The sequence below is a fragment of the Rania fehmarnensis genome, assembly GCF_056494185.1.
This window is the reverse complement of record NZ_CM151398.1, coordinates 3064187-3076269: the sequence shown is the minus strand read 5'-3', so window position 1 is coordinate 3076269 and position 12083 is coordinate 3064187. Positions and strand designations below refer to the sequence as shown.

The window sequence follows — 12083 nt, the reverse complement described above, 5'->3', positions numbered from 1 at the left end:
TGTTTATTTCAAGCGGCAGGGCTGGAGCATTAGCTTAGCCGCGCTGAAGTGAGTAAAAGATGAAGCCGAAATTTATTCATCGAGTGGGTCGATGGCCCCTGCGATCTCCTCACGCAAGTTGGGGCCGATACCGGGTACGTTGTCGAGGTCTGCCAGGCTGTGAAACGGTCCGTGGGTTTGGCGATAGTCGATGATTTTCTGAGCCAGGCTGGGTCCGACGTGAGGAATGCACATAGTTCCGCCGCACTGGCCCGGTTGATGTCGATGGTGGAGTGAAATGGCTGGTCGGAGCTCAACTGCGGAGGTTGTGGAGTGCTAGTCAGCCAATGGCACATGCCTAATATCATGATCGCGCAGGCTAGGACTAACCAACCTCCGGCGTGCCTGAGAGCTGGTGCGGTTTGACTGTCTTCCATGGGATCGTTCCGTCGCAGTCACCGCAGCCTGGCAGACATACTCTTTGACGGCGTCAGGCAACGAGCACGTTTTTGGACGTGGTCCGGCCGGCTGCGGCTGCTGCCTCTATTGTACGCGCGTCGACGGATGCGCGGCAGTAGAGTAGGATTCTGCTTTCACTCGGGGGCATGAGTTCCACAACCGCGACAGGCGAGATCGGCGATGCGTGACTTCAAACAACAAGAGCGAGATGCATTTTTGCGAGACAGCCTAGAGCAACTGACGCGATTGGCCATTCGCGAAGATCTCGAGCGAGGTTTTGATATCACCACCGTGGCCATCGTGCCGCCAGATTTGCCGGCTACGGCCGACATCTTGCCACGGGTCTCCGGAATGGCGGCCGGCATTGAGTTGATTGAGTGGATCGTCAATTGCCTGCAAGCGGATGTTACCGTGCAGACATTCGTCCAGGATGGCCAGCCCTTTGAACCCAAGCAGTGCCTGGCCACGCTGGGCGGCAATGCCCGAGATGTGCTGACTTGCGAGAGAACCATTCTGAATTTTTTGGGGCGACTGTGTGGCATTGCCACCTGGACGCGCCAGCATGTGTCCTTGGTCGCAGATCTGCCGGTGCGCATCTACGATACGCGCAAAACCACGCCGGGCTGGAGGCATTTGGAAAAGTATGCTGTGCGTTGTGGTGGTGGACACAATCATCGCGGCAGTCTCAACGAAGCCATCCTGATCAAGGACAATCACCTGGCCTGTTATCAGCGAGCCAGAGGCACCGTACTCTCGCCCAGTGAAGCTGTATTAAAAGCTCGAGAATTTCTAACCAGCCAACCCGGTAATGGTGCAGCGACCATGATCGAAGTTGAAGTGGATTCACTGGCCGGTTTGGCTGACGCATTAACCGTTCATCCGGATATTGTGCTGCTGGATAATATGGAACCGCAATTGCTGACAGAAGCGGTCAAGATGCGCGACGAGGTCGATCGCCGAGTTGAGCTGGAGGCCAGTGGCGGAGTGAATTTGAAGACGCTGCGCGGCATTGCCCTGACTGGCGTCGACCGCATCAGCCTTGGTGCGCTGACACATTCAGCGGTCAATCTGGACTTGGGTTTGGATTGGCGACTAGGGTGAGTTGTCGCGACGTAAAACCATATGCACGTGACCGAGGAAAGCCGTTATAATCTCCGGTCGCATCGATGCCTCAAAATCCTGACCAACTGAAAGTCGAACATGTCGAACATTGATCCACGCTCGGTGATTGCGCTGATTTTGGGTGGCGGTCGCGGTACGCGACTCTCGCCATTGACCAAGATTCGCGCAAAGCCCGCCGTGCCTCTGGCTGGCAAGTATCGCTTGATAGATATTCCTATCTCGAACTGCATCAACAGCAATATAAATCGGATTTTCGTGCTGACGCAGTTCTTGTCAGTTTCCTTGCACCGCCACATCCGTCAGACGTACCGTTTCGATAACTTCAGTGGCGGCTTTGTCGAACTATTGGCTGCCCAGCAGACCATGGAAGGCGGAACGGACTGGTATCAGGGCACTGCTGACGCTGTGCGCAAGAACTTGCGTCACCTGGATCAACAGAATTTGAAGTATGTATTGATTCTCTCCGGTGATCAGCTGTACCGCATGAACTACATGGACATGCTGCAAACCCACTTGGATAACAAAGCCGATGTGACGATCGCTGCAATTCCAGTCGAGCGCAAGATGGCACCCAGCTTGGGCGTGATGCGCTGCGATGAAAGCGGGCGCGTTGAAGGCTTTTTGGAGAAGCCACAAACGGACCGTGAAATCGACATGGTTCGCACGCCGCCGGAGTGGATCGACGCGCAAGGTATTGAATCACGTGGACGAGATTGCCTGGCCAGCATGGGTCTGTACGTCTTCGACCGCGATCTGCTGTTCGATGTGCTGAACAAAACCACGTACGAAGATTTCGGTAAAGAAGTCTTCCCAGCCGCCATTCGCTCGCGTCGGGTGCAGGTGCACATGTTCGACGATTATTGGGAAGACATTGGCACAATTCGAGCCTTTTATGAAGCCAACTTGAGCCTGGCCAATCCGAATCCACCCTTCGATTTGGTTTGTCCTTCAGCGCCCGTGTATTCGCGTGCCCGCTTCCTGCCACCCTCGCTGATGTCGGGAGCAACCGTTCGCAACAGCTTGATTGCTGACGGCTGTCGAATCGGCAAGGGTACTGTCATCGAGAACAGCGTCATTGGATTGCGTTGCGTTATCGGAGAAGGGGTGACCATTCGCGATTCGATCATCATGGGCGCCGATTATTACGAAACGCCCGAAGAGGTTACTGAAAACGCCAAGTTGTCGCGGCCATCGGTAGGTATTGGCAATGGCTCCTCGGTCTCGGGCGCGATTTTGGACAAGAACTGTCGCGTTGGCACCAATGTGGTTATCGCCAATCCTCGCAATCTGCAGGATAGCGATGAATACTTGCCCTGCGAAATTCGCGACGGCATTCCGATCGCTGTTAAAGATGCCACGTTGCCCGATGGCTGGAAGATGGCCTAAGTTCAGGCCAGCGGTTTGCCGAGCAATTCGCGTTTGGTGGCTACGAACTTCAGGTGGCCATCCAAATGGTCGATGTATTTGGCAAGCATTTCAGCCAGCGTGACGCGACCGATTTCATTGTGGACTCCCCAACGAGAAAAACTCTCGTCAGGGAGAGCTCGTAGGATCGTGGCAGTCATCTGACGGTTGCGATCGAACATCTCGCAAACCTCGTGAATATTCAGTGAACTGACACCTGGCAGTTTGCTGAATTCGGTTTCGTCGTAACCGATCAGCAGCGGTGTGTTCATGGCGGCAATGCGTTTCATTCGATCGATGCCGATAGCATCGCTTTCCATCAGATGCACTGCGATTTGTTGCAGCGACCACGTGCCTGGAATGGGCGTGCTCAGCAAATCATCCTGAGTCAGCCCAACAAACGCACTTCTCATTTGAGAACCGCCTCGTGCGTACTTTTCGATTTGATCACGATGCATAGCTGGTTTCCCGGGTAGCCACCGTCGCCAGACGGTGGATCTGAGTGGATTGATCATTCTTCCACCGCTTGGCAGCGGTGGCTACGCCAACACCAGTGCTGGGCAGCGGTGGCTACTACGCCAAGACCAATCGTTAGGCTTCCACCGTCTGGCGACGATGGCTACCCTTTTCTATAACAAAAAAAGGCGATGGCATAGCTGCCATCGCCTTTGTTTTTTGAGTTTTGATCAATCCCGCATTAGGGGATGATTACTGAAGCGGGTGGTAGATCGAAACCGTCGTCGTCGGCTGCCAGGGCTGCGATACCTGCGGCCAGACCACCAATACCGAGCAAGCCACCCAGGCCACCGATACCGCCGAGACCACCACCACCGCCGCCGGCTCCACCACCGAAGCCGCCGCCACCAAATCCACCACCGGCTGGGAAGCCGCCGGGACCGGCGAAACCACCACCAGGGATTGGGAACATACCTGGATCTTCGATAATCACTGGAGGAACTTCTTCAACTTCGCCAACATAGTAGTCCGAAGTTGGAATCAGTTCTACGTTCAAAGAATCAGCCACATCGCCGTCTTGAACGGTAACGTACTTAACGTCCGAAGTCTTGGCAACGCTTGCTACACCAGCAGGAGCCAGAGCTTGGAACGATCCAGCTGCGATGCCGTCCTTACCAGCCACGATCAGGTCATACACGCCCGCGGTCATGCTGGGCACTTGGAACTCACCCTTTGCATTGGTCGGTTGATGACCAACCACGATGCCATTGCGAAGAATGTGAACGACGTTGCCAGTCAAGTCGGTGCCGCTCAAACCCGATGGCTTGGAAACGCGACCAACCAGAAGACCATTTTCGCGCAGTTGAACTTTAGAATCGTCGGTAAATTGACGCTCATTGCCCAGTGGATCAGTTTGGAAGTCAGGATAGATGGCCGAACCGCCTGGAACGGTATGGGCACGCAACACGTCTTCGAATGTTGAACCATTCATGGTGGTTCCATACACTACGAAATCCGAATCCAGCTTGTCCGATGCAGCGGTAGGCAGAACGTGCAGAGCGAAGGCTGCCAAACTGCGTTCCGACCGACCAACCAAGCCGTAGGTACCAGCGCCGATACCGCTAATGGAGAACCGACCATCTTCATCGGTATTCACAGTAGCCACAGGCGAAGCATTGCGAGTCAGATAAAGTGAGACGCTGCCGACCGGTTGGGCTGTACCGTCCATATTCAACTGCACAAAGCGTCCAGAGACACTCCCGTCGCTGCTCAACACAACCCATTCTTCTTGATGAAGTGGATTCAAAAAGTTCTGAGCGCTGACGTTGCTTGTCGAGGCCGGGACTGGCACTGTTTCTTGGGGTGGCAAGAGCGACACTTGAGCTGACGCCGGAGCAGCGCACATCGCAGCGGCGGCAACCATCCAAGAAAATAAGAAATGACGCTTCATTGATGTAACCTTGAGGGAAAGTTTAGGGCTCTCATAACTGTACGCGAGCACTTGCTAGCTTTCAAACTCGCTCTAGTCTACGCAAACTGACAACGGCCGTCAATTAAATATGCGGGATTTGCGGAGAAGTTTAGTTAAAGGAACTCTTCTGGAACTAGATTGATATTTGCCATACAGCATAACTGTACAGCACTTACCCCCCATTAATTGGGTGGGCGTCGTTGGCGGAACAGGTCGGAAACGGCTCCGTTGGATTCTTTGATGACCCCATTTACGGACGACGCGGGGAAGTCGGTGCCTCGGGTTTGGGTGCCCAGAGGAATAGTCCGCATGTCGTTCTTCGACTTGAGGTACCCGAGAAGTTTCGCGGTGCTCATCTGCTGGATGCTGAAGAGTTTGGATTCGTTCACGAACTTGGCGTAGGCTTTAGCCCGTTCCAATTGCTCGCCGGTGGGGTTACCGCCGGTGACCACATCGGTACCCATGATCACCCAGTCGGTATTGACGTTCATGCCAGGGGTTTTGTTTTCGGTGCCATTAGGCAGGACTTCCGCCACGACTTTGCCACCGGCTGCTTGGATGAGCGATTTAACCAGGTCACGGTCGTCGCGGCCGTCGTTGTTGGTATCGATCAGACCGACCAAGGCGAATTCAACCGAGCGACCTTTGCTCCAAGCCGGGGAGAAGACCAAGTCGTTGCGAACGACGGGATTCTTCGATACGCCCGACGTCACGGTGCATTCGGCCAAATGAGGCTCAACGACCTTCTCGACGACCATCTCGGCCTTGACCTTGCCGGTGGCGGCGTCGCGGGTGTTCTCGTCGAGCACGACAAAGGTCACGCCCTCACGTAGCCCGTCTGCCGAGCCAATGTTGATCCACACCTTACGACCAGCATCCGCCACATTGACCACTGAGCCCGCAGGAGCCGAGAAAGAGTTATCTATGAAACCCTTAAGTTTCTCCGCTTGATCGGCAATCGTTTCAGCTTGTTTTTTGTTATCCGAAGTCAGTTGTGCGACTTGGCGACGAAGCTTGTCGTTTTCGCTATCGAATTCCTTCTTGATCTTGTCGATCGTTTGCTGTGTTTCAGCTTCTTGTTGATTGCGTTTGGCGATCTCTTGCGCGTGTTGTTCGCGAGTAGCAGCCAGATCGTCTTCGGCTTTCTTTTTGGCAGCATCGTTAGCGGCGCGGGTTTCGGCTTCGCTCTTGGCCAACGCAGCTTTTTCTTCGGTCAAACGCTGCAATTCCTTCTTATTCTCTTCGAGCTGCTTGTTGCGTGCGCGAATTGTATCGATGAGGGTCGCAGGAAACTGACGATAGTTCTTGTTAGCTTCGGACGCACTGAATACTTCCATGTCGATCGGAAAGTTCTTTTCGACATCCTGCATCTCAGGATCGCTCTTCAACTCATCAGCCAGATAGTTGTCTTTGTTGTCGCCGTAGCCCAACATGGCCTTCAACCGCGCAACCCGCTTGTCGGCCAGCAGTTTCTCGCTGTTGAGTTTGGTCGTTTCTTCAACCTTGGCCGTGTTGGTTTTCACCAAATCGGTATGGATTTTCCATAGGATGAACACGCCAACCAACAGGCCGAGCGATATGATGGACGTCACAATAACGTATGCCTGCCAGGCAAAGAGATTCCGATCCCGAGCTGCCATAATGTGCGCGTGCCGTTGATAAGGTAAGGAAGTGGCGACGAGGTCCTCTGACTCTCTGAGTCTATATAGAGGGGGTGGGGTCGTCAAATTTTTCCAGCAAACACGTGAGTTATCCACTCCGGTGGGGAGCGGATTTTAACGGGCCCGGGTGGTTTCACCGGTAGCCAGCAGGCTTCAATTCAGTTTTCCAATTCCAGCTCGCTAAAACGGATTGCACAAATAGAACGATGGCAGACTACCAGCCAATGCTCGAAGGTTTTGAGCCCGAGCCAGAGCGGCCAGCCCGGCGCCGCGGTGCAGCGGCCTCCAAAGCCAAGCCAGCGCCCGTTGCCAAACCCGCGCCACAGCCGCCTGTCGTGCCCACACCGGCCATGCGTGCCCCAGCCCTCGCGGCCCGCTCGGCACCACCCGTAGACACCTGGCCAGCACCGGCCCATTCGCCGCCTCCGGGTGTGACGCCCGATCTGGCAGGCCAGACAGTCGTGGTTATCGATTCGCATTCGTTGATCTATCAACTATTCCATGCCATGGCCCCCATGAGCTCGCCGGCCGGTTTCCCAGTTTCCACGGTCTTCGGTTTCCTGCGCGATGTGGCCGATCTCCGCCAGCGTCTCGAACCGGCCTTTATGTGGTGCGCTTTTGATATGTCCGAGATTACGTTTCGCAACGAAATCTACCCGCAGTACAAAGCCCATCGAGAATCGATGCCCGATGAATTGCGTCTGCAAATCCCGCTGATTCAGCGTGGTCTGGCGGCGCTGGGAGTCGGGCTGATTGGTGTGCCGGGCTTCGAAGCCGATGATGTGCTGGCGACTCTGGCCGCCGAAATTACCGCTGGCGATGGACGTTGTATCCTGGTGACCGCCGACAAAGATTGCCGTCAGTTACTCAATCCACAAGTCTCCATCTACAACATCCGCAAGGACGAGATGTTCGGAATCGACGAACTGAAGACAACCTGGGGCATCGCGCCGGACCAAGTTGTCGACTTCCAATCGCTGGTGGGTGACTCAGTTGATAACATTCCCGGCGTGCCCTTGATTGGCCCCAAATTGGCCGAGCAGTTGATCAATCAGTTTGGCACGCTCGAAAACATTTTGGCCAATGCCGATAAGGTCAACGGTCAAAAGCGGCAAGAAAATTTACGCAACTACCGCGACCAAGCACTGCTATCGCGCGAGTTGGTGCGCCTGCGCAGCGATGTACCACTGGAACTTGATTGGGGCAGCGCTAACTTCAGCCGCAAAAATGTGGCGGAGCTAGACGAACTGTTCAAAGAGCTCGGCCTGCGAAGATTGTCCGAACGTCTGTTGGGTAAAGACCCAGTTCCTGAACCCGAACCGGTCGCCTGGTTAACCAACTATCAATGCATCACAACCAGCGAACAGCTAAGTCATGTGGTCAAGCAGTTGGCGCAGGCGGTCGTCATCGCTTTCGATACCGAAACCACCTCGACCAATCCGCGCGATGGTGATCCAGTTGGTTATTCATTCGCCTGGGGCATAGGGCAAGCTGCCTATATTCCCGTGTCGGCACCTGGCCATGAAACGATCTTGCCCATTGGCGAGGTCAACGCTGCCATCGCTCCCATCATGGCCGATCCACTGATTCGCAAAGTTGGACAGAACCTCAAATTCGATTTAGTGGTCATGCGCAACCAGGGTATCGAAGTCGCAGGCCTATACTGCGATACGATGGTCGCCGACTACTTGCTCGATCCCGGTCAACGCAATCATTCGCTGGACGATATCGCCAAACGACGACTGCGGCATGAGACCATTCCGATCACGCATTTGATCGGCAGCGGCAAAAATCAACTGTGCATGAATCAAGTGGATCTCAAGTTGATCGCCGAATACGCCAGCGAAGATGCTGACGTACCTTGGCGTTTGGCTGAGCCCTTGATGGCCGAGCTGCACTCACTGCAACTGAAGGAGCTGTTTGATCGCGTCGAGATGCCGTTGGTCGAAGTCTTGGCAGATATGGAATACCTGGGTATTCGCGTCGAGCCCGAAAAGTTGTCAGCGATGAGCGGCCGCTTCGATGCCCGCATTGCCCACCTGCGCGACACGATCGTGACCTTGGCTGGCGAGGAGTTTAATCCGGATTCACCCAAGCAGTTGGCCAGCATCCTGTTTGAAAAGCTGGGCTTGCCGGTTATCAAACGCACGCCCTCTGGTCCCAGCACCGATGTGGAGGTGTTGCAAGAGTTATCCGATCACGAGATCGCCAACGTGCTGATCGAATATCGACAGCTAACCAAGCTGAAGGGCACTTACATCGATGCTCTACCACGTCTGATCTCCGCCAAGACCGGCCGCATTCATACATCGTTTCGTCAAGATGTAGCGGCCACCGGTCGACTCAGTAGCAGCGATCCTAACTTGCAGAACATCCCGATTCGCACCGAAGAAGGTCGACAGATTCGTTCCGCCTTCTGCGCTGGCGAGCCCGGTTGGTTATTGCTGGCAGCTGACTATTCTCAAATTGAACTGCGCGTGCTGGCGCATTATTGTCGCGATGCAAATCTGATTGCCGCCTTTGAACAAGATCGCGACATTCACGCGCAAGTCGCAGCTCAAGTCTATGGTGTGCCGATCGAAGAAGTCACCTCCGCCCAACGTCGCAGCGCTAAAGCCATTAACTTCGGAATCATCTACGGCCAGAGTCCGTTCGGCCTGGCCAAGTCGTTAAAGATCTCGAAAGACGAAGCCGCGACGTTTATCGATGCGTACTTTGCCGGCTTGCCGGGAGTGCGCGAATTTATCATTGAAACGCTCAGCGAATGTCGGGAGCGTGGTTGGGTCTCAACGCTGCTGGGGCGGCGGCGCCAAGTAAAAGGCGTCCGCAATTTTCGGGAACTTCCCGAACAGCGCAGGCGCGTGTTGATCGAACCCGAACGAATTGCGGTCAACACAGTCATTCAGGGCACAGCCGCCGACTTGATCAAACTGGCCATGATCAATGTGTGGCGACGGCTGAAGCAATCGTCCGTGCAAGCCCGACTATTGTTACAGATTCACGATGAACTAATTTTCGAAGTGGCCCCACAAGATGCAGTCGAGCTCGAACAACTCGTGCGCCATGAAATGACCCAAGTCATCGAATTGGCTGTGCCCCTAAAAGTTGACGCCAAGTCTGGCACCAACTGGGCCGAGTGTGAATAGACTTCGTTGTTTAGGTAGCCACCGCTGCCAAGCGGTGGATTGCGCCGCCACGTGAATCCCCCGTCTGGCGACGGTGGCTACGTACTGCGGCTACGAGTGTCCACCGTCTGGCGACGGTGGCTACCCTTAGCCGACGTGCAAGTTGGCTTCGACATGCCGCATGGCTTCGCGGATCGACAGACGACCGCGGGGCAACTGCAAGCTCGCGTTATCTGCCAACCAGGCACCCACCGTTTTTTCAGCCGAGATGACTGTGCTGTGGCGGCGTTTGCCAAAGTACTCGCCGATCTCTTGATACGCAGCCGGGGTGTACTTGCGAGCCAAGAACATGGCCAGCATTCGCGGTTGGCTGACTTGACGCGTCTTGCGATCGGACTGCAAGCTCTCGGGCTCCAGGCCAAAGACTTCGCAGACCACGCGCTCGATATCACCCAATCGCACAATCGGCTGAGTGGCTTGCACCAAGTCATAAATGGCGTTCCACGATTCATCCCAGGTTAGCGGATGTTCGTTTAAATACGATGTCGCCATCAATCGCTTGACAATACCTTTGAGCAAGCGGCCATCACCAATGGCTCGCGCGGCAATTTGCAGGACGATGTCATCCGACAAACTGACTTCGCAAATGCGCAAGTCACGTTTGAGAATCCCATACCGTGTGGTTTCATCCAGCGGCAACAGAGGTGTGACCAGTCCGCCTCGCAGCCGACCAATAAAGTCGGCTCCCAGACCCTCCAGTTCCACTAGTGGTCGATCCGACAGGAAGACCACCTGCTTGTTACCTTTGAGCAAGTTATCGAGCGTTTGTCGCAATTCGCCAATGGTAGCTTTTTTGTTCAGTACAAATTGCAGATCGTCTAAGATCAACGTGTCGACGTCGCGATACTTGCGACGCATCATCGGCAAACCGCTACCACGCAGAGCTTCGGTAAAGTCGTTCGTAAATTGTTCGGCAGTGATATGAATCACGCGGCGTTGACGACGTTGCGAACGTAAACGCTGGGCAAGCGCGGCAGCCAAGTGGGATTTGCCCACACCGAATGGACCGTACAGCAGAGCAGGGGTCATGCTGCCCGGATCACTGGCAATCATGTTGATCGTGGTCCAAGCCATTTGATTGGCTGAACCTGGAATGAACTCGGACCACAAATCGGCTGGCGGCCTGTTGCTCACCTGCACAGTGGGCTTCCAACTAGCCTCTTTCTCGGATGGCTCTTTTTCTACTGGCTCTTTTTCACCAGTCTCATATCGCGCAGCCGCATCACTAATCGGCTCACCGCCAACTGATATGTGGCGCATCGAGTCGCTCGAGTCAGGAAGTGCACCGGCCAGTTCGATAGGCTCAGCACCAGCGACTGTGACAACATCCTGTTCGCCACCGGCCCGCTCGGTTACCCCAGCGGTCACCAGTATGAACTCAGAGTCTTCCGGTTCAGCTACTTGCCATGAAATCGTAGCAGCAGGCGCCACCACTTGATTGACAACTTCGCGCAGCTCGTCGTGGAGCATGCGCTTGGCAATGTTGCGCGAGAACTCATGCGGCATGGCGATGGTCAGGGTACCATCACTCCATTGCCAACGAGCTTCCTCGGGCATCCAAAGTTCGTAACGCTCGTGGCTGATCCGTGCCACCAGAGCCAATCGCACTTGCGTGGCGACATCCATTTCGCTCTGGTTCACATCTTGTGCCATGCTGGGCGCGCACTCCTATCGGTCTCTACGCGCGATCATTCGCGCGAGATGGGTTCCTTGATAGACCACGGGGCACACCCTGCCCCGCGCATCGAACGCTTGCATCGCACAAAAAGAGGGCCACAAATCCTGGCGCTGCAAACGGTCGGCGGAATAGTCCCTCGGGCGTTCCACTGGTACTGGTCCGCATTGGGTCTGGCCGATTGTAGGTTTGCTAGCTTGAGTGTCAAACACAGTCAGGGCTCGGATGAGACGATCAGAAGCGAAAGGCCCGCGACCAGCGGAGCTTACAACTATTTCCACTAGGGTAGCCTCTCTTAAAATCTTAATAAACGCTAGCCCACTTCCGTGGAAAAAATGTTGACACTTACGTCGACCAACCAAGTGGGAAACTTTAGACAATCTTGTAAGTTGTTGGCGGGCAATACCTTAGGCTATTTGCTAGCATCACCTGGGCTACGCTCGAGCAGCTGCCGCAGAAAGTGGGCTCCCGGAGTCCCTGACTCGACGACGACCACCCTGTCCAACTTGGCGCGGAATCCCGGCCTTCCACCACTTGGGTGTCGCTCGGCTGGGGGCATATACTGGCAGCGGAAGCCGCCCAAGACTTTCGACAGCAGGACGCTTGTACTGGTAGCGGAAGCCGTCAAGGCTTTCGACAGCAGGCATGCTATCGCCGCACTATGGATCCGC

8 protein-coding genes are annotated in these 12083 nt (G+C 55.0%); 3 read left to right on the top strand and 5 right to left on the bottom strand.

From position 1 onward, the window contains the following. Positions 1 to 72: 72 nt before the first annotated feature. Entirely contained in the window at positions 73 to 234 is a 162-nt protein-coding gene (locus tag SH573x_RS10360; protein ID WP_479354767.1) for a ComEA family DNA-binding protein, read from the bottom strand. 384 nt (positions 235 to 618) lie between these two features. Between SH573x_RS10360 and nadC the strand changes: the two genes are divergently transcribed. Both nadC and SH573x_RS10350 read left to right on the top strand, forming a co-directional pair. After that, positions 619 to 1539, top strand: coding sequence for a carboxylating nicotinate-nucleotide diphosphorylase (gene nadC, locus SH573x_RS10355; protein WP_479354766.1), 921 nt, complete (start codon positions 619 to 621; stop codon positions 1537 to 1539). Positions 1540 to 1638: 99 nt separating this feature from the next. Further along, positions 1639 to 2946 carry a glucose-1-phosphate adenylyltransferase gene (locus tag SH573x_RS10350; protein WP_479354764.1) on the top strand — a complete coding sequence of 436 codons (1308 nt, stop codon included), beginning with the start codon at positions 1639 to 1641 and terminating at the stop codon, positions 2944 to 2946. 2 nt (positions 2947 to 2948) lie between these two features. Here the strand turns inward: SH573x_RS10350 and SH573x_RS10345 are convergent, their stop codons facing one another. From SH573x_RS10345 to SH573x_RS10335, 3 genes are all read right to left on the bottom strand, one after another. Continuing rightward, the gene (locus tag SH573x_RS10345; protein ID WP_479354762.1) at positions 2949 to 3422 is read right to left on the bottom strand and encodes a DinB family protein; all 474 of its coding nucleotides are present in this window, start codon (positions 3420 to 3422) and stop codon (positions 2949 to 2951) included. Positions 3423 to 3661: 239 nt separating this feature from the next. Next, a complete protein-coding gene (locus SH573x_RS10340; RefSeq protein ID WP_479354760.1) occupies positions 3662 to 4870 on the bottom strand; it encodes a peptidase associated/transthyretin-like domain-containing protein in 1209 nt (402 codons plus the stop codon). A 203-nt stretch (positions 4871 to 5073) separates the two neighbouring features. After that, positions 5074 to 6483 (bottom strand): hypothetical protein, encoded by a 1410-nt coding sequence (locus tag SH573x_RS10335; protein WP_479354758.1) that lies wholly within the window; start codon positions 6481 to 6483, stop codon positions 5074 to 5076. Positions 6484 to 6758: 275 nt separating this feature from the next. On the opposite strand from SH573x_RS10335, the gene polA reads away from it, so the two are divergent. Continuing rightward, complete coding sequence (gene polA, locus SH573x_RS10330; protein WP_479354757.1) at positions 6759 to 9698, top strand: DNA polymerase I; 2940 nt, start codon at positions 6759 to 6761, stop codon at positions 9696 to 9698. 126 nt (positions 9699 to 9824) lie between these two features. Here the strand turns inward: polA and SH573x_RS10325 are convergent, their stop codons facing one another. Further along, positions 9825 to 11390 (bottom strand): DnaA/Hda family protein, encoded by a 1566-nt coding sequence (locus tag SH573x_RS10325; RefSeq protein ID WP_479354755.1) that lies wholly within the window; start codon positions 11388 to 11390, stop codon positions 9825 to 9827. Positions 11391 to 12083 lie beyond the last annotated feature (693 nt).